The sequence below is a fragment of the Cystobacter fuscus genome (assembly GCF_044360685.1).
Taxonomy (GTDB): domain Bacteria; phylum Myxococcota; class Myxococcia; order Myxococcales; family Myxococcaceae; genus Cystobacter; species Cystobacter fuscus_C.
In genome coordinates, this window is the sequence record NZ_CP043491.1 from 1,845,319 (window position 1) to 1,867,146 (window position 21,828).

Here is a 21,828-nt window from a genome sequence, read left to right on the forward strand (position 1 = left end):
CCCTGCTCGTCCATCCGACATTGGCCGTGCCCTCGGATTCGCTCTCCGAGGGGCTCACGCAACTCTCGCAGCGCCTGGCTCGTGGAGGCATGCCCCAACGGTCGCGGGTTGCCTCGGGCCGGGTAGGCGGGTGCTGGGCCCTCACGGCACGCGCCCCGAGGATTGGCTTGTCCCGTGAACGAGCCGGGAAGGGGGTCGCTTACAAATCGTCCGTACAAATCGTCTGACACCTTTTCGAGCCGATGCCTTGTTCCGCCGGAAGTCCCCCAAGCGTGGGTAGAGCCGAGGCGGCAAGAGGCGAGCCCCGCGCGGCAAGGCCCGAGAAGGGCCGTTGATGGGTATCACCCGAGCGCGGGGGCTTCACTTCCACTGATTCGCGACGTCCTCCTGGGTGGCTGGGCCGGAGGCGGGGGAAGTACCGCTCACGGTGGTATGTCCAGTCCGACCAGATCACTCTCTTCCCGAACTCGCGCACCACGCCACGAACGTGGTCGACGGGGTACTGACGCTCACGACCGTCGGTGAAGGCCTCGGCGACGCGACCAGCCTTGAACGTGGCCCGGAAGATGAGCGACTCCTCGCCACATCCCCTCCCCGTGTAGATGGGCTCGTAGCGGACACCATCCACGCGGACCAGATGGTACTCCAGCCTGCGGAAAGTGCGAGATGCGGGCGGAATGGAAGCTACCGCGCAGGCCCGTTTCCTTCGTGCCCATGCCATGCGGCCGACGGGTTGGGGCCTGATCGGCAAGACGCGAGCAGCGCTCCATTCCCCCTCCCCATACTTCGGCCCGCCTTGCAAGGGGTGGAAACCCACCCCTCCACAGAATGCTCCCCGGCATTACCTTCCACGCGGTGACGGGCAAGCTCATGGGGTCGATTCGCGGGAGTTCCAATGTGGCCACCTACGTGACCGGGACGAAGACGATCAACGACGGCCAGTACCATCATGTGGCCTACGTTCGTGACACGTCCGCGCAACTGCTCCGCCTCTTCGTGGACGGGGAGGCCGACGGCACGGTGGCGATCACAGCCAACAACATCGCGAACACCGATGTCGAGATGGATCCCATCCAAATCAGGGCCAAGCATACTCCGTTGTCGACTGGCTCGAATTCATTCTTCGCGGGCATCATCGACGACGTTCGTTGGTACCAGGCCGCCCTGACGGGCTCGGTGAAGTGACATTATCGCCGCGGCCAAGGAGAGGCTCTGCTTCTGTGGGCCCGCCTGCGGGAAGAGAGGTGTCAGAACGAACTCTTTGACACTTTCTCTGGATGCCTGGGCTGGATGCCTGGACTGATCTTGTTTGACAGGTCTCTGGGAGTGAAATAAAATTCACTCGCTGTGATGGTTCGCCCACAGCCCACAGCCCACATCGAGGAAACATGAACGTCGCGAAACTGGCCTTTGCTTGTATTGCCCTTCTGTCTACAGCCGCCGTCGCAGGCAGCAAGACGAATTTTGAGATCTACCTCTCCATTCCCCCGTCGGGCACGGCTATTGCGGCGGGTTCTTTCGTTGGCGTGCAGAACTCGTCTGATACGAACTCCGTCATTCAGTGCCAGATCAAGGTGGACCTTACGGCCTTGGGAACAGCAACCCAGAGATTGTATTGCCATGCCAGGGATACCAGCGGCAACGACGGGATCTGTATCCTGAACAACCCACCCCAGGCCTTTGTCGATCTCGTTTACGCACTCAAGGACAATGACAAGCTGACCTTCACCTGGGACGTCGCTACTCAGCAGTGCAAGTCGCTGGAGCTTCAGCGTGGGTCCTGGCAGGTCCGGAGTAATGGCGCTACGTAGTTCCGTACCAAGAGAAGCGTAGGCCGGTGCTGAGAGCCATGAGCTTCGGCACCGGCCTTTCTATTGGGTTCCAGCCCTCCCCTCAACAGGTCCCCTCTCCCTCCTATACGCCCGTCCCCGCCCCCGCTCCGGGTGCGACCTGCGAGGTCAAAATCTTCCCGAGAGTGAACGCAGAGCTTGCTCCGTACCGGAGATTACGTAACTTCGCGTCGCTCTTCATGACCAGCGAAACCTCTTCGTCGGGCCCTCGCCCATACAAGCTCGTGGAAACGCGCCATCTTGACGAGGCGCGCGACATCTTCCGCCGTACGTACGGTGAGTCGAAGCTCGATGCCGTGGACTCAAAGCATTTCGAGTGGCGGGTCAACCTCGCCGGCACGGGCCCCGTCGTCTTCACCCGCGGGGGGAGCAGCGGTGGGACCATCATGCGCGTCATGCCCGACAGCTACGTCGTGGTCTTGCTCACCGACAAAAGCGGGCACGCGGCTTCACACAAGGACGCAGCCGACATCACGCAGGACGGCGGCGCGGTCGTATTCACGGCAGGACACCCTCTCGTCTTGGAGCTGGCGGATGGCGTCCGCTCGGTCACCTTGCGCATCGACCCCGCCCATCTGCAGGCCGAGCTGGAGGCGCTCACGGGCCAGACCGTGCATGGGCCGCCGCGGTTCGCGCTCTCCATGGACACCCAAGCCGGCTACGGCGAGTCCCTCCGGCAAATGTGCCTCTTCCTGGGACGAGAGATCGAGAAGGGATCCGTGATGTTCCAGGATCCGCGGCTCATAGCCCCTCTCGGCGAGAGCGTCGTGCGCGCGCTCCTCCTGGGCCAGGCGCACGACTACTCCCATCTGCTCCAGACCCCCACGCCGAGCGCCGGCATGGGCGCGGTCCGCAGGGTCGAGGAATACGTCGAGGCCGCCGGGCCCCGCCCGGTGTCGATGCGCGAGCTCTGCCGGATCACCGGCGCGAGCGGGCGCTCGATAGACAAGGCGTTCCGCGATCATCGGGGTTCCACGCTGACCGCCGCGCTCGCGAGATTACCGCCATCGCCGAGCGCGAACGAGGCAGGCGCGGTCGCGGCGCGCATCTCCCTGCTCACGCCGCGCGAGCGCGAGGTGTGCGCGCTCGTGGCGCGGGGGCTGCTCAACAAGCAGGTCGCGGCCGAGTTGGACATCTCCGAGGGGACTGTGGAGAAGCACCGGGCCCGGGCAATGAAGAAGCTGGCGGTGGGCAGCACCGCCGAGCTGGGCGGGTTGTGGGCGCGGATGGGGAATGAGGCCGGGGAGGCGCCTCGCCCGCGGGGCGCCTCCCGGCCTCGGGTGGATGAACCGCTCAGAAGCAGGCGGAGTCGTTGGTAGGGCGGGACGCCGGCGGTTCACGCCGCACGGCGACTGTGGCACAAGGCCCCTCCGACGGCCGCGATGGCATCGCCGCACGCGGCCACCTGGGCATCGGAGATGTTGTCGATGGTCTGCACGCCGTAGGAGACCGACACGGCTCCACATTGGTAATTGGCGGTCTGACTCCGGATTCCCGTGCGGATGGCGCTGCCGTTGGAGTCGTCAACGGGATACGCCTGGCCCCGATTCGGGTGGAAAACCGCCAGCGCGTGGGAGTCAATCGACCGGACCGGCAGTTCGACCATAACGGCCGCCGCTATCATATCGAATACGACACACCCGTTTCGGGCCGTGGCCCCGCCCAGCGAGCCGCCGTGCGTCTAGCTACTCATCGGCTCCATCTGACGGAGCCGCGGCCTCCAGGGCTGTATCGAGCTCCACGGCCCTCTTGCGTTCCTCCCAGTCTTTCAGGGCTGACGCCACGTGGTGGAGGGAGTGACGCTTCAGCCTCGGGTGATGCACCGCGAAGTAGTGCTCCCCGGCGATGACCACGAAGGCATAGGGATTGGCTGGGTGGCTCATCAACCATTCCTCCGCCTCCATGCGTGTGGCGAACGAAGGAGTCCGCGGGGGGATTCCCCTGGCGGTCAGCGCCTCCAGCGCCGGCTCCATGCAATATTCGCGATACATCCCGCGCGTATTGTCCTCACGCGTATACCAGAGTTGGTAATACGCATCGCCGATGAGGATGCGGACCGGGCTCGGTGGTTCCGCGACGCTCTTCATCCAGGCCTCGGCTTCCTCTTGGCTGGTGAAGTGCGCGATGGCCATCGGGGCATGGTCCAGTTGATGGATGAAGTAGTCCTCGGCCTCATCGAGCTGTCCAGTCCCGGCGACGTAGGCGGACGACTCGTAGGCCGGAACAAGTTCTCTGACACCTCCTGGGGCCTCCTGGGGACACCTCGTGGAGGGCCCCTCCGAGCACCTGGACGGTCAGTTGAATTCCGCGTAGGCGGCCCGAATCGCCCAATCCAGGCGCATCGGGTCGAGGTAGCGGCCGGACAGGTCCTTCGTGATCTCCGCCACGGCCTGATCCTCGGTGCGGCCCGCCTTCTTGGCCGCCACCGTGCGCTCCTGGATGGCGGTGAAGAAGTCCCGGTAGCCCGCGACGAACTCCAGGCCGCCCACGGGGCCGTGGCTGGGCACGATGATCGAGGGCTTGAGCGCCTCCACCTCGTCGAGCGTCTTGCGCCAGTGGGCGAAGGTGGACGAGGGACTGGCGAACGCGGCCGTGTACTGCATCGCCACGTCGCCGGAGAAGAGCACCCGGTCGGCTTCGATCCAAACGCCGGTGTCGCCCCGCGTGTGGTTCGGGCCGAAGGCCAGCAGGCGCACGCGCAACGCTCCCAGATCCAGGTCCAGCGTGTCCTGGAAGGTGATGTCCGCCTCACGGAACCGCGCGTCCTTGAGCAGCTCGGCGTTGACCGGGGACATGCGCGAGAACATCTGCGCCAGGGAGAGGCCAGACTCCGCGATGTCCTTCTCCTCGCCCTCGGAGCGGATCATCGTGATGTTCGCCGGGAACGCCTGGGCGCCCAGGTCGTGCTCGGGATGGGCGTGGGTGGTCACGAGGTAGATGCGGCGCTTGCCGGCGAGCCGCTCCGCCACCCGGGCCACCGCGGCCCCGTTGCGAGCACCCAGGCCCGTGTCCACCACGAGCAGCGCCTTGTCCCCGAGGATGAAGCCGACGTTGGGGACCAGGGGGACGCCACCGTCCGGGATGATGGACACGTGCGCGCTGAGCTTCTTGAGCTGATCGACACGAACGAGGGGGTCCGCAAGCCGCTGCTCACCGAGCTTCTTGATTTGATCCTCGCGAATGACGGGCCGTGCGGACGGCGGAGGCTCCGCCCGCACGAGCGGCGCGAGCAACAGGGACGACAGGGCGAGGACGACACGGGTTCGAATGGACATGGGGGTTCCTCGAGAGGACTTGGTTACTTTCGTGTTCCTGGTTACTTTTCGGAAGCGGCGGCATGTTGCGGTTCCGGGCACCGCTCGACAAGGAGGCACATTGAAGTCACCAGGGAACGGGAAGATTACCGGGCGCTTCGATGCGGACTGTCTGGCGACGCGTGAGATCCTCACGCGCATCGGCGACAAGTGGAGCGTTCTGTTGATTGTCATCCTGGGGGAGGGCCCCCAGCGCTTCAGTGAGTTGAAGCGCGCCATCGAGGGCATCTCGCAGCGCATGTTGACCCTCACCCTGCGCGGCCTGGAACGCGACGGCATGGTGAAGCGCACCGTGACCCCGACGAATCCGCCGCGCGTCGACTACGACCTCACGCCCTTCGGACACACCCTGCTCGCTCCCGTGGCCGAGCTCGCCCTGTGGGCCCAGCGCCATCGTCCCGAAGTCCAGCAGGCCCGCGACGCATTCGACCGCGCGGAGAAGAAGACCGTCGGCCGCTGAGAGGTATCAGACGACTCGTAGGCGGCGAGGGAGCGGAACAAGTTCTCTGACACCTCCTGGAGCGAGCCGTGCAGGGCACCTCCCCGGGGGCCCCATTGCATGGGGCACCGTGGGCAGTCAAAGTGCGGGGAAGCACCATGGGCAGGGTTGATTTCGATGACGAGTCTCTGTGGCCGTTGCTCCTGGTGGGCTACGTGGGCAGTCCTTCGCCGGAGCAGCAGGAGGAATACCAGGCCAGGTTGAGTGCATGCCTCCGGCGCGGGGAGAAGTACGTCAGCATCATCGACATGCGCTCCTTCACTGGAATTCCGCCCGCGCAACGCCAGCGCATGGCGCAGTTCCTGCGGGAGCATGAGTCGCTCTTCCGGCAGGTGGGGCTCGGCACCTGCCTCCTCATTACCTCGCCCGTGATCCGGCTGGTCGTGAGTGTCATCTTCCACCTCAAGCCCATGCCCGCTCCGTACTACGTCGCTCCCTCCATGGCGGCGGCGCTGGACTGGGTCCTCGGACAACTGGAGGCCGCGGGGCTCTCCGAGCAGGCCGCTCGCATCCGGCGTCACTCCGAGTGGCTCGTCTACGGACGGACGGGCTGAACCGAGGCCCGCTGAGAGGTGTCAGACGATTCGTAGGCGGCGAGGGAGCGGAACAAGTTCTCTGACACCTCCTGGAGCGCCAGAGCGTGGAAGGACGGCATGCGTCGACTCAACCACCCCGGAAGAGGGACCAGAGCAGGTGGAGGAGCCCTTCGAAGGCGCCCGACACGGCGGCCGAGCCCACGAGGCCGACGAGGACCGCCACCCGCTGGGGCCAGGGAGAGGGACCCCGCTGGATGCTGCCCCCGGCGCCCAGGTTCACGGCGAGGGAGGCCGGAGCGGGTTCCTGGCGCAACGCGACCCAGGCTCTCGCGCTCATCCACAGGCCCGGACAGCGCGGACACACCTCGATCGGTTGACCCCGCGGCTCGCTGGGGAACAGCCGCGCGGCACACGAGGGGCAGCGATGGGAGGCCTCGGGGCAGCGGGAACAGTGCTCGTCGGGAGGCCGGGACTCGTGCAGACCCCGGGCGCAGAGCCCCTCGCGGGTCCAGCGCGAGCGTTGCTCCAGCGCCTGGGTGAGCAGGGGGGGGAGGGACGTCTGGGGACGGGCGTCCCAGTGGCCCTGGCACCGGGGACACACCTGCAGGGTGCCCTCACGCGTGCGCCGGCCGTGCAGCGGAATGCCACACTCCGGGCAGGTGGGAGCGGGGGGCTTGCTTGGGACCAGGTCCATGCCATGCATTCTATGGCCCGGGCCGCGTGAATGCCCCCGCTCCTGTCACGGGAGCGCGGTCACCGCCCGGCGGGGTCGTGGGCGTGCTCGCCGCGCCCATCTTCTCAGGGGCTTCTGCGAGTCTGGTCTCAAGGCACTCATGACTGCCTCACCAACTCCTCGTAGTCCTTGAGCTCGAACGGCAGCGTCAGTGCACCGAAGTTGGGGAGGCCATCCGCAGCGCCGTTCTCTCCTTCCACTCGCCAGGTCATCCTTGTGCCTGGCGAGTTCACCGGCGAGAACGTACGCGCCCACCATTGCGACCGACGTGCCCTGTCCGGCTACTTCGCGATCTTCCGGATCTTGCCCTCGCCAGCCCAGTAGACCCCCGTGCTGTCCACGGCGAGGTTATAAGACTCGCCGGTGGACGCCAGGACCTGGGCGCCGGTGCCGTCCTTGCACATCGCCCGGAGGGCTGTTCCATCGAGCCAGTAGATCCTCTCGCTATCGACGACGACCCTCGTCCCCGTGGCGGCGAGCTGGACGGCGGTGCCACCGCTCTTGGGAATTCTGTAGACCCCGCTCGCGGCGTAGTAGACGTTGGCGTCGTCGAAGTCGAGATACCAGCTCGTACGAGTGAGCTTGATCGGCGCCCCGGCGCCAGACTTGGGCGCCTTCATGGTGGAAGAGAGGGAGCCGAGTTCGCGATAGTACAGGCTATCGCCGTCCGCGAACAATGACGTCCGCAGCCCGCCCGAAACAGGATCACGAGGGACGACCAGGGAAGCGGTCCCGCCCGAGAGCGGCTGGGCGTAGATGTTGTATTGATTGTTGCCGATCCAGTAGATACGGGTCGAGTCCACCGCCACCCCCGACGGGTAGCCGCCGGTGACCGGCAGCGCGGTGATGGTGCCGTCAGGGTTCACCCTGTTCAATTTGCTCCCGAGGCCGGGACCACTGCCGGAGAAGTAGGCGTAGGGGCCGCTTCCCACGAGCTCGGTCACGTAGGTGAGCCGATTGATGAGGACGGTCTTCGCGCCGCCGGCCTTGGGGACCCTGCCTACCTCGTCGTTGCTGACCTCGGAGCCATAGCCGCCGCCGTAGTACACGTACTGGTCCGTCAGCGCGATATTGATGGCGCCGTTGGTGTTGATGGTCGCGAGATCGATAGGGGTGCAGCTCCCATTGCACAGCGGCGCGCACGCGAGCGTGGGGGCGGAGCTGGTGTCGCCCCCTGAGCCCTTGCGGAGTTCGAGCGCGCTCTCCGCCTGGCCTTCCTCCAGACTCGCGCCCGCGACGCCCGCCTCGCCGGGCGAGCCGCCGCAGCCGGCCAGGGCGGCGGAGAGGAGGAGGGCCGAAGCGGCGTGAAACGAGGGCTTCGTGCGGGTGAGGGCTTCAGCTTGGGCGGGTTGACGAGCTGCCGTATCTTTTCTCATGTGGATACCCTGTCAGGAGGGAACGCACGAACCATGCGTTCTTTCGGATCAAGCCGGTGCGGTCGGGAGGCCCCGGGAGCTTCAGGCCTCCCGCCCGTCGCGGATTACTGCAACAGCTTCTGCTTGATGAAGGCGCCGGAGGGCGTGAGGGCCGAGTCAGGCCAGTTGCCGGTGGTGCTCGCGCCGGGGACGAGCGCGGAGGCCGTCTCGGGCTTGTCGTGCAGCGACCAGTTGGCCCAGCTCAGCTTGCGGCTGTTCATGAAGTCGATCCACTGCTGGCTCTCGTTGAGGTTGAGATTGCCATTGCCGGACGCGTCGCAGGTGCCGAACTCCGTCACGAACAGGGCGATGCCCCTGGACAGCGCCGCGGCCGCCCTGTCGCGCAGCCATTGCCCGTGCGTGCCCGCGTAGAAGTGCAGCGTATAGGCCACGTTGGGGTACTGGGTGATGGGGTTGCTGGCGGCCGCGTCCACTCCCTGCGACCAGGTCGGCGTGCCCACCACCACGAGGTTGGGAGCGCCGGCGGCGCGGATGGCGCCAATGATTTCCACGGCGTAGGCGCGCACCTCGCCCCAGGACTCGTTGTCCGGCTCGTTGAAGATCTCGAAGATGACGTTGGGGGTGTTCTTGTAGAGCTGCGCCATCTCCGTGAAGAACGCCTTGGACTGCGCGGTGTGTTGCGTGGCGCTGTGATCATGCCAGTCGATGATGACGTAGATGCCCTTGGCGATGGCCGCGTCGACGACGGTCTTCACCCGGGCCTTCTCCGCCGCCGGATTGGTGAGATAGCCGCCTTCCTCCACGGCCATGGCGGCGCGCACCACGGTGACCTTCCAGTTGTCCGCGAGCGAGTTGACGACGGAGGCGTTGTAGAACGCGCTGCCCCACTGGCTCCAGAAGAGGCTCATTCCCTTGAGCTGGACGGCCACGCCATTCTGGTTCTGGATTTGATTGCCCACCACCTTGAGCTGGCCATTCGTGGCCACGGGCGAGGCGAGCGGCGCCGGAGCCGGGTTGGGGGGCTGGGCCGGAGCGGGGTTGGTGGGTGTGGCGGGCGATGTGGGGATCGTGGGGCCAGGCTCCACGACCACCGGAGGCTGCTCCCCTGGAGGAGTGGGCTCCTCGATCCCGCACCCGCCGAGCAGCGACAGGTGGAGGACCGCCAGACACAGACCCCACCCGCCGCTCAGACCCCTACCGCCTGAAACCTGATTCCTCTTCATTCGCGCCTCTCGAGATGGATGCAATGTCGTCGCGGGTGTCTTTCAGACAGACACACGCGCGGCTTGGCTCATCGTCAAGCGGGCGCAGGATAACTCATTGGTTTGCCAATAGGTGGGTTTTCCCCGTTTTCTTGGTTTTTAACATATTGATTGAAAAGGAGGTCAGTAGGGAGCAGGTAGGCCGCCGGTGCCGTCCAGCTATTGCTTCACGAGCACCAGATCACGCGACTGGATGAGGTCCACTTCGCCCGCGAAGTGCGCGAAGTCCTCGTACTGTTTCACCGCGATGCGGCCTCGTTCCACGCGCAGTGTTTCGTCGATGGTGAGCGTGTGGCCCTCCTGCTTCTCCGTGCGCAGCAGCCGGCCGAAGGGGCTCTCCGTCTTCAATTGCGCCTGGGGGTCCGCCAGCCGGTAGCCCGAGGGCATCTTCAGGCTCACCCGCGTGGTGCTCGCCTCGGTGTCGTCGATGAGCAGGGGCACGGTGCGCGTGCTCAGCTGCACGTACTGCCGTCCCAGCGTCGCGGGCATGGTGATGGGCGGCAGCACCAGCGTCCCGCCGCTCGCGCGCGCGAAGTTCGCGGCCTTGAAGGCGTAGCGCACCGTGAAGGGGGCACCCACCTGCTCCTCGCGATCGAACTTCAGCTCGGTCAGCTCCGCCCCGTTGAAGTAGCGGCCCACCGCGTTCTGGAGGGCCTGCTGCCGGCGGTCGCCGGAGATGGCCTCGAAGGCCTCCGCGAGCTGGGCCGCGTCGTAGCCCGTGTAGACCTCCTCGCCGCGGCCCACGAGGTGGCCGTTCGCGTCCAGCTCCAGCTCCAGCTTCACCTGCTTGCCCGGCTGCGGCTCGAGCTTCGGCGTCTTCACCTTCTCCAGGGCCCGGCCCGGCTCGGGCAGCAGGTACGCGTCACGCTCGCCCAGCGCCGTCTCGGGCAGCACGCCGAAGGGCGCGTAGCGCGTGGTGGTGTCCAGCCACACCGGCCCCGAGCCCGGCACCTCCGCGCGCAGCGCGATGTAGGGCAGCAGCGACTCCTCGGGGAAGAGGTACTCCGCCGGATCCACCGAGAAGGTGCGCACCGCCGCCAGGCGCGTGGGAATCCCCAACGTCTCCAGCCCCGTCTTGAGCGCCCACATGCGGCTGCCCCGGTCCTGCGCCACCGTGGACGCCGCCGACTGCGTCAGCCCCGCGTCCCGGCCACTGAAGCGCTTCATCACCGCCGCGTACAGCGCCTGGGCCGCCTCCAGCCCGCGCTTGTCCCCGGCCGCCTCGCGCGCGAACGCCTCCAGCTCCCAGTTGAGCGCGCCCCGCTCCAGGAAGCTGTCCGCGTACACCGCCACCAGCTTGTCATTGCCCGTGGTGCCCGCGCCCACCACCACGAAGGGCAGGTATTCCTTGCTCGAGGGGCCATCCGGCTCGGGGATGAGGGGCGGCACCCCGCGCACCTCGTGGGTGAAGATCTCCTCGTCGCCCTTCACCGTGGGCGGCGGCACCCGGACGTTGTGCGCGTCCACCTTCATGCCCGTGCCCTTGGGCGCCACCACCGTGTACGTGGCGCGGTGGTCCGGCATGTTCGCCACGCTGAAGTAGAAGTCCGACGCCTTGAAGCCCGGCTGCGCCGGCCCGCGCGAGGGCTCCGCCACCAGGTACTCCATCTCCACGTAGTCGCCTACCTGCACGCCCGGCAGGCTGACGCTGTCCTTGCCCTCGATGCTCTCTGGCTCCAGCACGGTGCCATTGGCCTTGAGGGTGCGCACCGCGAGGGGCTGCGCGCCCGCGGGCAGGTTCACTTCCGCGATCTCCTGCACGCCGCTCTGCTCCAGCGCCTTCTGGATGATGTGGATGCGGCTGACCTGGGAGCCATCGGGGAAGACCTGGGTGGCGGCCGCGTCCAGCACGTAGGCGGCGGAGCTGTCCTCGGGGCCGTGGTTCTGCTCGTAGTCGCGGATGGCCTCGCGCCCGTTGATGGCGTGCGCCTGCAACACCTCCTGCCCCGTCTTCGCGCGCGTGACGGCGCGGCGCAGCGACAGGTTGTCCCCAGCCAACAAGAGCGACTGCTCGCGCAGGGCGAGCGCCCCGGCGGCGTCTCCGGCCAGCTCACGCACGTCCGCCCACTTCTCCAGCACCCGGGGGTTGCGCGGCCACAGCAGGCTCAGCTCCTTGAGCGTGGCGGTGGCGTCGTCGAAGCGGCGCAGGGCCACCTGCGCGGCCGCCAGCGACAGGGCGGTGGTGCCGTCCCCAGGATTGCGCGCGAGCTGCTCCCGGTAGAGGGCGGCGGTGCGCTCCATGTCGCCCCGCATCCGCGCGTGCTCGGCCGCTCGTCCGAGCGAGCCCGGGCAGCCCTCCAGCGAGGTGATCAGCTCATCCGTGCGCGCCACCGCGTCCCGGCGCCTGGCCAGGTTGTAGCGGAGCCCCTGCGCCTCGCACAGGCCCGGCTGCACCTGGAGCGCCGCCGCCAGGCTCTCCTCCGCCGTGCTGTCCAGCTCCAGGGCCACCGCCGCGCGCGCCTCCATCAGCAGCACGGGCCAGCCCGTGGGAGTCGCCGCCTTGCGCGCCGTCTTGAGCGTCTCCAGCGCCGTGGTGGGCTGGTTGTCGCCGAGGGACAGCTCGGCGCGCACCATCAGCGCCACCACGTCGCTCGCGTCCTTGGCCAGCACCGCCTCCAGGTCCCGCGTCGCGCGTCCGCGTGCCACCTTGCTGGGGATGGTCCGGTCCTGCACGGCCAGCTCCGCGCGCAGCGACAGCACGGCCGGGGTCTGCGAGAGCTTCGCCAGGCGCGTCATCAGCCGCCAGGAGCCGTCCGGATCCCTCGACATGCCGTCGCGCACCGCGATGAAGTCCGCGAGCAGGGTACCGGCCTCGGCCGCGAGCGCCGCGGACAGGTCCTCGGCGCGCGGGTAGACGAGCTCCGCGCGCGCCTCCTTGGGGCCACTGCCCCACGGGGCGGGAGCGGGCCCGGTGGCGGCGCTGTAGCGCAGGGCGGCGGGGCGCCCGTCGGCGCGCGACAGTGTGACGGACACGGAGGCCTGGCGCTGATCGCGCAGCAGCTTGACGAGGACGCGGTGCCGGCCCGCGCCGAGCTGCATGGGGCGCGCGGCCACGGTGGACGCGGCGCGCGCGAAGGCCCGGCGATCGAGCACGGGCTGCCCATCCAGCATCAGCTTGTACGAGGAGGCGGACGCGGCGCGCACCACGTAGACGCCCGCCTCGGGCACCTCCACGTCCGCCGCCATCAGGTAGACGTCTCCCGTGCTCGGCTCACCCGCGATGTCCAGGCGGCTGTCGGGCGCGTGGAGGATGCGCGGCGCGAGCGCTCCGAAGGGGCCGGTGAAGGGGCCCACGAGCGAGCCGTCCTTCTCCGGCGCGAGCGGCTCGTCGAAGGTGAGCAGGTGCCAGGCGGAGAAGGGCCCGAGCAGCGTGGCCGTGTCCGCGGCGCCGAGATCCTGGAGCACCTGCGTCTGGGCGGCCCGGTCCGGCCGCAGGGCCAGCAAAGAGAGCTGGGCCGCGCGCAGCAGTTGGGCGGCTTCCCCCGCGGCGCCGGCGTCGAGCGCGGCGAGCAGGCCGGTGAGGATGACCTCATCCAGCGCGGGCGAGACACCCACCGACTCCAGCACGTAGCGCGCCGAGGGTACCGCCAGCGGATGACGGGGCGCCCGGGTGACCACCGCCAGCGCGGCGTCGAGCGCCCGGCGGGGCTGGGCGGCGCGGCGCGCAAGCAGGTGCTGGCCGTAGAGGGAGTAGGGCTCGGCCGGGTCCTTGGAGATGGCCTCGTCGAAGCGGCCCTGGGCGGCCGCCACGTCCCCTTGCACCAGCCAGGAGTGGAAACCCGCGAAGGCGAGGGTGCGCGAAGCGGAAGCCCCATTGCGCGCCGCCGTGGCGGCCCGTTCGAGCACCTCGGAGGAGGCGGGGGAGTGAGCGGCACAGCCGGCCACGAGGCCGGTGACGAGCAGGAGCGCGAGATGGGCGCGGGGAGTCGTGCGCATAGAGGACCCAGGGATAGTTCAAAGCCCGGGTCCGGGCCACATCCGCATGCAGCGGAGGGCCGCGCACTTCTCTATTTCGAGCGCTTGCCCTTCGAGGAAGTGGTCTTGGGGGGGGCGCGCTTCGCCGGGGCGGCGGCCGGCCGGGAGACCTGCGGCGGCCGGGAGACCTGCGGCGGCGGGGTGAGCTGGGCGGTGGTGGACTGCTTGGGCGCGGGCCACACCTGATAGGTGAAGTTCTCCGCCTGGCACCTGCCCTCGATGCAGCCGAGGGCCGGCACGGGCTCGTCGCCGAAGCGCCTGCTCTGCCAGTCCGTCCCCAGGTGCAGGGGCTCGCCCATGGGACGCTGATCCTCCTTGGTCCCCACCGAGGCGACGAGCACGCCTTCCTCATCCACCTCCAGCGAGAGCTGCACGGGCCCGTCGGGCGAATCCTCGCCGAGCATGATTCCGCGCTTCTCGCCGAGGTTCCACTCCAGCCGCAGCGGTGCCCCCGCGCCGCTGTACACCAGGGCCACGTAGCGGCCCGTGCTGCCGAGCAGCAGCAGGGCGACCTCGGGGTCCGGCGCCTCCCCGCGCTTGAAGGAGCGCAGGCGGTTGTCGAGGGTGGGCTCGGGGTCGCGGGCATCCACGCGCGCGGAGAAGCGGGCGCGGCTGCCGCGCATGCTGCGCACGTCCACGCGCATGAGCCCCACGCGGGACTGGCCTTTCACCGAGGGGAAGACGATCGTGCGATCCTCCAGCTCCACGGGCCGGCCCGACACGAGCACCGAGGGCTTGTCGGGGCCTTCCCCGAGCGTCACCCGGCGCGTCTCGCCCTCCACCGTCATCAACCGTCCGGCGAGCGACTGCGCGGCGGGCAGTCCGAGGTCCGAGGTGAGCGCGGCGCCCGGGGTGCGCTCCACGCGCTTCTCCCCGCTGCGCATCCACGCCACGCCCAGGATGCCCACGGACGCGATCACCATCACCGTGGCGACCACCTGCAGGCAGGTGCGCACCACGCGCGCCGCCACCCGCTTGGCGCGCTGCACGCGGCTGAGCTTCGCCGGCGCGATGGTGGTGTAGTGGGGGATGAGCGGTTCCAGGTCCCGGATGAGCGCGGTGACGTTCGGGTAGCGCTCCTCGGGCTGCTGCTTGAGGCACCGGTCGATGATGCCGTCCAGCTTGGGGTCCACCCCCGGCTTGCGGCGCGAGGGCGGATCATAGTGGCCCGCGGGCAGCTCCCCCACGAGCATCTCGTAGAAGATGAGGCCGAGCGCGAAGATGTCCGCGCGGCCATCCGCGTTCTTCGCGTCCACGCGCTGCTCGGGCGCCATATAGGACAGCGTCCCCATGGCCACGTGCGTGCTGGTGAGGGCGAAGCGCGTGCTGCTGTCCTCGAGGAACGAGGCGAGCCCGAAGTCCGTCACCTTGGGCAGATCCCCCGCCTGCATGTCGAAGAGGATGTTCTCCGGCTTGAGGTCGCGGTGGATGACGCCCCGGTTGTGCGCGTACTCGATGGCCCGGCAGATCTGCATCATGATCCGCAGGTGCTCGAAGGGATCCTCGGGCGGCTGGCGCATGCGCTCGCGCAGCGAGGGCCCGTCCACGAACTCCATCACGAGGTAGTACGTCGTCGGCGTGCTGCCCTTGTCGACGATGGACACGATGTGCGGGTGGTGCAGGGTGGCGAGCGCCGCGGCCTCCTTCTGGAAGCGCGCGACGAAGCTCTCGTCCTGGGCGAGCTGCTGGCTGAGCAGCTTGACCGCCACGGTGCGGCCGAGCGAGAGCTGGGTGGCCTTGTGCACCTCGCCCATGCCGCCGGCTCCAACGAGTTTCTCCAGCCGGTAGCCTGGAATGAGATCCGGATCGAACGTCCGGCTGATGGAAGTGGCGGTGGCGTCGAGCGAGGACATGGCAGGCGGGCGCGTAGGCTACCAGAACCGATCGCGCGCGGACGCCAGAAGCCGTGGCCGCCTCGCCAGCAGGGGAGCAGGCAGGGGTGTCGCGGAGGCGTCACCTTCTCCTACACGCATGGGTTTCGGGGAATGCCGTGTGCTCCGGGTCGAGCGCGTGGTGGGTGTTAGGCTGACCTCCGAGGAACTCACGCCATGAACATCACGCTATCGCCCCAGGACTACGCCACCGCCTTCCACCTGCTCGCCAAGACGGCCCGGCACCACGAGAACATCGGGCAGTGGGTCGAGCGGAATCTTCTTTCCCGGCTGCCCGCGCGTCCCTCGCTGCTCGATGTGGGCGCGGGGCCGGGCACCGTCTCCCGGCGGCTCGCGGCGCACTTCGGCTCGCTCACCCTGCTCGAGCCCAATCGGGATCAGCTCGGCGCGTTCGATCTCCCGGGGGCTCGGCTCATCCACGGCACGCTGGAGAGCCTTCAATCATCCGAGCAGTACGATGTCGTCCTCTGCTCGCACGTGCTGTACCACGTGCCCGTGTCCGCATGGGGCGGGTTCATCGATCGGCTGCTCTCGTTCGTGCGTCCGGGAGGGTACTGCCTGCTCGTGCTCGGCTCGGCCCATGGACAGAACTACGAGCTGCATCGCGACTTCACCCAGACGGTGATCTCCAGCGAGCAGCTCAAGGCCGTGCTGAAGCAGAAGCAGCTGTCGTACGAGGTGGCCGACACCCAGAACAGCTTCTCCGCGACCACCTTCGAAGAGATGTACACGCTCTGCCGCTTCTTCGTGTTCGAGGACTGCTACACCGCCGGGCAGCTCGCCGCCCTGAGCGAGGACGAAGCGCGCGCGCTCGATGCCAGGATTCGCGAGCACGCCGAGGGCTGCCGGGAGCCGGACGGGGTGTACCGCCTGACGCAGGACGAGGATCTCGTCCTCGTCTCCAAGCCGTAGGCTCAGCGCACCGTCCAGGTGGTGGGCGCCACGCGGAAGGCCGTGTTCTCGCTCCCCACGAGCGACAGGCTGGAGGCGCCCGCCTGCAGCGAACCGGCGAGCGTGGGCACCACCCGGAACCGGGCCGTGAAGGGCTCGGCGGCGCCGCGTGGCGGCAGGGTGAGGCTCACCGCTCCGTCCTCCACGTCGTAGGCCGTCACCCGGCCCTGCCGCACCAGCTCCTCCAGGCTCGGGCGATCCACCTGCACCCCCGCGGGCAGCTCCTGGCGCAGCGTGAGCTCCAGGCCCGCGGGAGAGGCCGCCTGGAGTGTCACCTCCACGGGCATCCCCACCTTCGCGTCCGCCGCGACCTTCATGGCGAGCTCCAGCCCATGGCCCGGCTCGCTCGCGCGCCAGGGCACGCGGGCGGCCAGCGTCAGGGAGAAGCCCAGCCCTGGTACCGCGGGCTCCGCGCGCACGCTCCAGGTGTGCGGGCCCACGGAACCGGGCGCCTCCGCTTCCAGCGCGAGCACCTCGCGCAGCGCCTTCGCGTCGAACGTCCCCTCCGTCACCGGCTGGCCATCCCGCTCCAGCACCACCCGGACCTGCGAGGGGAGTGGCTCCTTGAAGAGGGCCAGCACGGCCTGGAGCCCGGCGAGGTTGGCGCGCCCGTCGCCCCAGCCGGACTCGGGCCGGTAGTCCGCGAGCAGCGAGGTGCCCAGGTCCGCGAGCGGCGCTTGCTTGTCCTCCACGAGCGCCAGCACCGCGAGCGCGGTGGCCTCGGCCTCCGAGGGGACCTGTCCATCCGCGCGCACCACGCCCGCGGGCACGGGGAGGTACGCCGCGCCATCCGGCCGCCGCTGGAGCGCCTCACGGACCCGCCCGCGCAGCGTGTCCCGGACCGAGCCGGACACCCCTCCGCTGGCCAGCACCGCCGCCGCCGTGTACCCGTCCCGGATGCGTGACAGGGAGCGCTCGAAGGCACCCGCCGCGCGTGCCCCGAAGGCCGAGGCCCGCCGGCTGCCCGCGTCCGTGCCCATCCCGGCGCGCACCACCCGGGTGCACTCCGCCGTGGCCACCAGCAGCCGTTGCAACGTCCACCCCTCGCCGCCCTGGCACGTTCCATCCGGACGCTGGGCCCGCGCCACCTGCTCGGACAGGCGCTCGCCGAGCCGTGCCAGCACGGGGTTGCCCGGGTGCGCCAGCGCCGCCTCGGCGAGCAGGGCCGCCGTCGCCACGTCCGGCGCGCGTCCGGCCCGCAGCACCCGCTGGCCCGCGAGCACCGACGCCTGCTCGAGCGCGCGTGGCTCCACCGTCCCGCCCAGGCCCTGGAGCAGTGCCGGGGCGCGCCCGGTGAGCAGCAGCGCATAGGCATCCTCGGCCCCGCCCGTGCGGCCGGGAGCCGCCGCCAGCTCCGAGCGCAGCACGCCCAGCGCCCCGGGGAAGACGAGCAGCCGCACCCGCTCGCTGCCCTCCACCGGGGACGCGGCCCCCACCAGCTCCAGCGTGCGCGGCGCGGCCAGGGTGCCTCCGCGGGTCTCGCGCACCAGTTGCCCCGTGGGCCACACGTCGAAGCCTCGCTCCACCGAGTCCGCTCCCTCCAGCGCGGCCCGCACCGTCACCGGCCCCGGCCTCGCCGCGCGCAGCGTCACGTACTCCACCACGCTGCCCGCCGCCGGCACCGTCACCGTGCGCGTGCCGCCCTCCACCGCCACTCCCTGGGCCTCCACCTTCAGCGCGCGCGTCACCGCGGCGCCCGTGGTGTTCACCACCTGCACCGGCATGCGCACCACGTCTCCGGCCCGCAGGAAGGCGGGCAGCACCGGATCCACGTAGGTGGGCAGCGAGCTCGCGAAGGTGCTCACCGCTCCGGCCTGGGCCCCCGAGCGCGAATGCGCCAGCGCCAGCACCCGCCAGCGCGTCAGCCTGTCCGGCACCTTCACGGGGACCGAGGCCTCGCCCGATGCGTCCGTCACCACCAGGGGCTCGAAGAGGAACGTCTCGGGGAACCACGCCCGTCCCGAGGGGGCCGCCGCTTCCTCCTGCATGGGCGCGGGGGCAGGGGGGGGCGGAGGGGGCGCCATCGCTCCCGCGGGCATTGCCTTGTCCATCTGCATCCCGAACGCGGCCGGGGCTCGCTGCTTGCGTGCTCCTCCGCGTCCGGGCGCGGCGCCGATTCCCCTGAGCGACTCATCCGCCTCGGAGAAATCGGCGGCGGGAGGGCGCGCGGCCTGGGCCATGGCGGGCATCTCCGCCATCGCCGCCTCGGGCTCCGGTTGCGGTGAGAGGCGCGGCATGACCGAGAGGCCTATGAGCAACAGGGTCAGCACGGCGCCCAGGACGAGGCCCCCCACTCCCACGAGGATGGTGCGCTTCATGGCAACTCCCGGGCGACCCATGCGCCCCAATTCTCGATGTCCTGCGGCAACCGCGTGCCGTTGACCACCACCGCGCGTGGATCCGTGAGGGCGAGCAGCTCCGGGGGCAGTTGCGACAACCGCAACCGGCGGCCGTAGGCGTCCGTGACCTTCTCGCCCCGCTGCTCACAGGCCGCGAGCGCCTGCTCCCATTGCCGCGCGAGGCCCTCGGGCGACAGCGTCTCGCCCTGGGGCGCGGACTCCTCCCAGGCGCGCACCCGCACCGTCAGCTCCGAGAGCACCCGGTAGAAGGGCTCGGTCAACTCCACGTCGGGCTCGAAGGGCGTCCGCGCCGAGAACGACAGGGTGCGTTCCCCCTCGTCGCGCGCGGGTACGCCCCTCACGCGCAGCAGCGTGGCGGCGGCGGCGTTGGCGCCCCGGATGCGCCCCATGACGAGCGCCGTGCTGTCCAGCACCCCGAAGGCGGGCGAGGGCACCGAGGGCGCCGGCCGCATTCCATCCAGCGCGTCCGCGTCCGGCAGGGCCACGAGCTGTGACAGGCTCTCGTCCACGCCGAAGAGGCCCACCGCCGCCGGGCCCTTGCGGCCGTCCACCCACGTGTTCACCTGGAGGTGGGCCAGCTCGCCGGGGGCATAGGCCGCCTTGTCCGGCGCCACCTCCAGCGCGAGCCGCGCCTGGGGCGCCACGTACACCCGCGCCACGGCCCCGTTCCAGGAGGCCTCGGCCCAGCCCTCGAAGCTGGTGGGCAGGGAGAAGCGCGCCACCGGCACCGCCCCCGTCCGCTCCACCTTCGCCCGGAGGGTCCTGTCTCCCGCCTGGAGATCGAGCTCCTCGGGCAGTCCCCCCACGAAGTCCGGACCGCGCAGCAGCTCGATGCTCACGTCTCCTCCGGCCTGGGCCAGCACGGGCGAGGCGCGCAGGCGCGTGGGAGGCAGCCGCGTGGGCGATGCGATCCACGTCGTCGAGCCGAGCTCCCCCGTCGCGTCCTTCGCGCTCACCTTCAGCTCGTAGCCCAGCATCGTCGTCTCCTGGGGAGCGGCGCCCTCGGAGGCCCGGGAAGCGGGCTCGGCGGTGAAGCGCACGATGCCCATGGCGTGGCCGGGCTCCTCGCTCAGCCGCATCCCCGTGAAGCGCGACTGGATGCAGGAGAGGTGCGTGGTGGGCAGCGAGTCCTCCTGGGGGCGTGGGGACGTCCAGCCCACTTCCACCTCGCGCTTGCCCGGACGCGTGCGCCAGGTGAGCACCGCGGGCAGCGGCGCGGAGAGCGACAAGTCCGCGGGCAGGCACTCGCGCGCATCGAGCGCCGCGCGGTGCAGCGCCTCCTCGAGTCCCTCGCTGGCGCCGGAGAGTTCGAGCACCTCGAAGCCGAGCGAGGGCAGTCCCGGCTCCGTCAGGGACAGGGAGAGCCCCAGCATGCGCTCGCGGCCGGGGGGCAGGGTGCGCGCGCGCAGGATCGCGGCGGCGCAGGCGGCCAGCGGCGAGTCCTCCGCGGTGACGTCCACCACCGCGCCTCCCGCCGTGACACGCAGGCCGAACTCCATCTCGGAGGAACCTCCGTCGGGCGACACGAAGCGGGCGCAGGGGCGCAGGGGCTCCAACCACCGCTCCACGGCGAGCTGATCCTCCAGGGAGGCGTCGCCCTCGTCGGCGAGCAGATCCTTCAACCCCTCGAGCCGCACCGGGGGCGGCCGGGGAGCGGGGCGCACCGGCATGGCGGGCAGCACGACGTTGATGGGCGGGCCCGGGTCGAGCTGGAAGGCGGCCACGCCGTCCTCGTCCGTCACCGCGCGCACGCCCTCGTCGTTGGGGTCCCACGCGCGGCGCACGGTGAGCTCGGCGCCGGGCAACAGCCGGCCGGCGGCGGTGGTGGCACGCAGGTAGACGCGGTTGCTGTAGCCGTCCACCAGGCCGTCCGATTGCTCCGTCACCGCCGACACGGAGAGGGCGTCCTCGGCGAGCAGTACCGAGGTGGCGCCTTGTACCTGGTCTCCCGCCGGGTCCGTGGCGGACAGCGCCGCGGAGAGGGTGGCCTGGCCGCGCAGGTCGAAGGGCACGCGCGGCAGTTGGAGGCGGAAGCGTCCCGCGGCGTCCGTGCGGGCCTCGCGGGGCAGGCCGTCGCGGGCGCTCGCGTCGAGCCACGCGGTGGGAGGGGGCCAGCGGCCCGAGGCGCGCCAGTCCACCTTCACGGCGGCGCCGGACACGGGGGCTCCCGAGGTGTAGAGGACACGGCCCTCGACGAGGGGCGACTCGCCCGCGCGCCAGAAGGGCTTCGTGCCCTGGGCCTCCACCTGGAAGCGGGGGAGGGTGAAGGGCTGCACCTGGAAGGACGCCTCGCCGACGGCGTCTCCGCTCGTCCAGGACACCTTCCAGGAGCCGGTGGCCGCGCCGCGGTCGAGCGGGAACTCTCCGGACACCACGCCCCAGGGGCCCGCCGGCATGCGCTGCTCGAGCAGGACCTCGCCCGAGGCATCTCTCACGAACCAGGAGCCCGGGCGCCCATCGAGCGGAGCCAGATCCCGGGCGCGCAGCACCACGGCGCGAAAGCGCACCACGTGGCCGGGCTCATAGAGGGGCCGGTCGGTGAGCACCTGGACGCGGGCGGGAGCGTAGAGGGGAAGCGGGGCGTCCACGGTGTCCGTGCCCAGCGGCGAGTCGACGCGGGCACGCAGCCGGTAATCCCCGTCCGGCAGGGCGGGCAACTTCACCCGGGCGCTCTGGGCGAAGCCGGGCTTCTGCCGCTCCCAGGGACTCTCGACGGCAAGCGGAGTCTCCTTGCCCTCGGCATCCACGAGGAAGAGGGTGGGCTCCAGGCGGCGCACCGCGGATTGCAGCGTGCCGCCGTCCCGGGTGACGCCATGGGCGAGGGCCCCGACGGTGACGCTGCCCGTGGCCTCGCGGGCGAGTCCCTGGACGTCCAGGGTCACGGTCTGTCGCAGGCGTCCGTCCGGACACCGCGGCGTCTTCACCCCCTGGAAGATCCAGGTGGACACGCAATCGTCCACGGCCACCCACCAGATGCCGAGCAGGATGACGATCGCGGCGATGCCGAGCGTGACCCGGCGATTGGAACGGATGTTCATCGACCCTCCCGTGACCAGTCTACGCCACGGGGTGGGGCGGTG

16 protein-coding genes are annotated in these 21,828 nt (G+C 69.9%); 6 read left to right on the plus strand and 10 right to left on the minus strand.

Translation table 11 applies throughout. The features are described 5' to 3' along the window. The first annotated feature begins 870 nt into the window (after positions 1–870). From F0U63_RS07730 to F0U63_RS07740, 3 genes are all read left to right on the plus strand, one after another. Positions 871–1,185: a LamG-like jellyroll fold domain-containing protein gene (locus F0U63_RS07730; RefSeq protein WP_395848335.1), complete on the plus strand. Its 315-nt coding sequence runs from the start codon at positions 871–873 to the stop codon at positions 1,183–1,185. Between the two features lie 203 nt (positions 1,186–1,388). Next, positions 1,389–1,811: a hypothetical protein gene (locus tag F0U63_RS07735; protein ID WP_395845237.1), complete on the plus strand. Its 423-nt coding sequence runs from the start codon at positions 1,389–1,391 to the stop codon at positions 1,809–1,811. A gap of 38 nt (positions 1,812–1,849) precedes the next feature. Next, the gene (locus F0U63_RS07740) at positions 1,850–3,169 is read left to right on the plus strand and encodes a LuxR C-terminal-related transcriptional regulator (protein ID WP_395845238.1); all 1,320 of its coding nucleotides are present in this window, start codon (positions 1,850–1,852) and stop codon (positions 3,167–3,169) included. A gap of 17 nt (positions 3,170–3,186) precedes the next feature. On the opposite strand, the gene F0U63_RS07745 is transcribed toward F0U63_RS07740, so the two are convergent. From F0U63_RS07745 to F0U63_RS07755, 3 genes are all read right to left on the minus strand, one after another. Beyond that, complete coding sequence (locus F0U63_RS07745; RefSeq protein ID WP_395845239.1) at positions 3,187–3,456, minus strand: hypothetical protein; 270 nt, start codon at positions 3,454–3,456, stop codon at positions 3,187–3,189. 79 nt (positions 3,457–3,535) lie between these two features. Next, on the minus strand, positions 3,536–3,982 hold the full coding sequence (locus F0U63_RS07750) for a hypothetical protein (RefSeq protein WP_395845240.1): 447 nt from the start codon (positions 3,980–3,982) through the stop codon (positions 3,536–3,538). A 162-nt stretch (positions 3,983–4,144) separates the two neighbouring features. Next, entirely contained in the window at positions 4,145–5,125 is a 981-nt protein-coding gene (locus F0U63_RS07755) for an MBL fold metallo-hydrolase (protein ID WP_395845241.1), read from the minus strand. A 100-nt stretch (positions 5,126–5,225) separates the two neighbouring features. Between F0U63_RS07755 and F0U63_RS07760 the strand changes: the two genes are divergently transcribed. After that, positions 5,226–5,624, plus strand: a complete 399-nt coding sequence (locus F0U63_RS07760) for a winged helix-turn-helix transcriptional regulator (protein WP_395845242.1) — start codon at positions 5,226–5,228, stop codon at positions 5,622–5,624. Positions 5,625–5,761: 137 nt separating this feature from the next. Further along, positions 5,762–6,217 (plus strand): hypothetical protein, encoded by a 456-nt coding sequence (locus F0U63_RS07765; protein WP_395845243.1) that lies wholly within the window; start codon positions 5,762–5,764, stop codon positions 6,215–6,217. A 109-nt stretch (positions 6,218–6,326) separates the two neighbouring features. Here F0U63_RS07765 and F0U63_RS07770 read toward each other — a convergent pair whose 3' ends face one another. From F0U63_RS07770 to F0U63_RS07790, 5 genes are all read right to left on the minus strand, one after another. Further along, on the minus strand, positions 6,327–6,893 hold the full coding sequence (locus F0U63_RS07770; protein WP_395845244.1) for a zf-TFIIB domain-containing protein: 567 nt from the start codon (positions 6,891–6,893) through the stop codon (positions 6,327–6,329). 320 nt (positions 6,894–7,213) lie between these two features. Further along, positions 7,214–8,308, minus strand: a complete 1,095-nt coding sequence (locus F0U63_RS07775; protein WP_395845245.1) for a hypothetical protein — start codon at positions 8,306–8,308, stop codon at positions 7,214–7,216. A gap of 104 nt (positions 8,309–8,412) precedes the next feature. Further along, complete coding sequence (locus F0U63_RS07780; RefSeq protein ID WP_395845246.1) at positions 8,413–9,531, minus strand: glycoside hydrolase family 5 protein; 1,119 nt, start codon at positions 9,529–9,531, stop codon at positions 8,413–8,415. Between the two features lie 198 nt (positions 9,532–9,729). After that, positions 9,730–13,506, minus strand: coding sequence for a tetratricopeptide repeat protein (locus F0U63_RS07785; RefSeq protein ID WP_395845247.1), 3,777 nt, complete (start codon positions 13,504–13,506; stop codon positions 9,730–9,732). Between the two features lie 71 nt (positions 13,507–13,577). Continuing rightward, on the minus strand, positions 13,578–15,398 hold the full coding sequence (locus F0U63_RS07790) for a serine/threonine-protein kinase (RefSeq protein WP_395845248.1): 1,821 nt from the start codon (positions 15,396–15,398) through the stop codon (positions 13,578–13,580). 195 nt (positions 15,399–15,593) lie between these two features. Between F0U63_RS07790 and F0U63_RS07795 the strand changes: the two genes are divergently transcribed. Next, positions 15,594–16,349 carry a class I SAM-dependent methyltransferase gene (locus tag F0U63_RS07795; protein ID WP_395845249.1) on the plus strand — a complete coding sequence of 252 codons (756 nt, stop codon included), beginning with the start codon at positions 15,594–15,596 and terminating at the stop codon, positions 16,347–16,349. A gap of 2 nt (positions 16,350–16,351) precedes the next feature. Here the strand turns inward: F0U63_RS07795 and F0U63_RS07800 are convergent, their stop codons facing one another. Both F0U63_RS07800 and F0U63_RS07805 read right to left on the minus strand, forming a co-directional pair. Further along, positions 16,352–18,706, minus strand: coding sequence for an alpha-2-macroglobulin family protein (locus tag F0U63_RS07800; RefSeq protein WP_395845250.1), 2,355 nt, complete (start codon positions 18,704–18,706; stop codon positions 16,352–16,354). Beyond that, positions 18,703–21,786, minus strand: a complete 3,084-nt coding sequence (locus F0U63_RS07805; protein WP_395845251.1) for an MG2 domain-containing protein — start codon at positions 21,784–21,786, stop codon at positions 18,703–18,705. Before F0U63_RS07805 ends, F0U63_RS07800 begins: the two co-directional genes overlap by 4 nt. Positions 21,787–21,828 lie beyond the last annotated feature (42 nt).

What these genes read in the sequence shown, in the direction of transcription:
- F0U63_RS07795 (WP_395845249.1), top strand. Translation starts at nt 15,594, where the DNA reads ATGAACATCACGCTATCGCCCCAGGACTACGCCACCGCCTTCCACCTG.
- F0U63_RS07765 (WP_395845243.1), top strand. Translation starts at nt 5,762, where the DNA reads ATGGGCAGGGTTGATTTCGATGACGAGTCTCTGTGGCCGTTGCTCCTG.
- F0U63_RS07780 (WP_395845246.1), bottom strand. Translation starts at nt 9,531, where the DNA reads ATGAAGAGGAATCAGGTTTCAGGCGGTAGGGGTCTGAGCGGCGGGTGG.
- F0U63_RS07735 (WP_395845237.1), top strand. Translation starts at nt 1,389, where the DNA reads ATGAACGTCGCGAAACTGGCCTTTGCTTGTATTGCCCTTCTGTCTACA.
- F0U63_RS07750 (WP_395845240.1), bottom strand. Translation starts at nt 3,982, where the DNA reads ATGGCCATCGCGCACTTCACCAGCCAAGAGGAAGCCGAGGCCTGGATG.
- F0U63_RS07775 (WP_395845245.1), bottom strand. Translation starts at nt 8,308, where the DNA reads ATGAGAAAAGATACGGCAGCTCGTCAACCCGCCCAAGCTGAAGCCCTC.
- F0U63_RS07805 (WP_395845251.1), bottom strand. Translation starts at nt 21,786, where the DNA reads ATGAACATCCGTTCCAATCGCCGGGTCACGCTCGGCATCGCCGCGATC.
- F0U63_RS07755 (WP_395845241.1), bottom strand. Translation starts at nt 5,125, where the DNA reads ATGTCCATTCGAACCCGTGTCGTCCTCGCCCTGTCGTCCCTGTTGCTC.
- F0U63_RS07745 (WP_395845239.1), bottom strand. Translation starts at nt 3,456, where the DNA reads ATGGTCGAACTGCCGGTCCGGTCGATTGACTCCCACGCGCTGGCGGTT.
- F0U63_RS07785 (WP_395845247.1), bottom strand. Translation starts at nt 13,506, where the DNA reads ATGCGCACGACTCCCCGCGCCCATCTCGCGCTCCTGCTCGTCACCGGC.
- F0U63_RS07790 (WP_395845248.1), bottom strand. Translation starts at nt 15,398, where the DNA reads ATGTCCTCGCTCGACGCCACCGCCACTTCCATCAGCCGGACGTTCGAT.
- F0U63_RS07730 (WP_395848335.1), top strand. Translation starts at nt 871, where the DNA reads ATGGGGTCGATTCGCGGGAGTTCCAATGTGGCCACCTACGTGACCGGG.
- F0U63_RS07740 (WP_395845238.1), top strand. Translation starts at nt 1,850, where the DNA reads ATGAGCTTCGGCACCGGCCTTTCTATTGGGTTCCAGCCCTCCCCTCAA.
- F0U63_RS07800 (WP_395845250.1), bottom strand. Translation starts at nt 18,706, where the DNA reads ATGAAGCGCACCATCCTCGTGGGAGTGGGGGGCCTCGTCCTGGGCGCC.
- F0U63_RS07770 (WP_395845244.1), bottom strand. Translation starts at nt 6,893, where the DNA reads ATGGACCTGGTCCCAAGCAAGCCCCCCGCTCCCACCTGCCCGGAGTGT.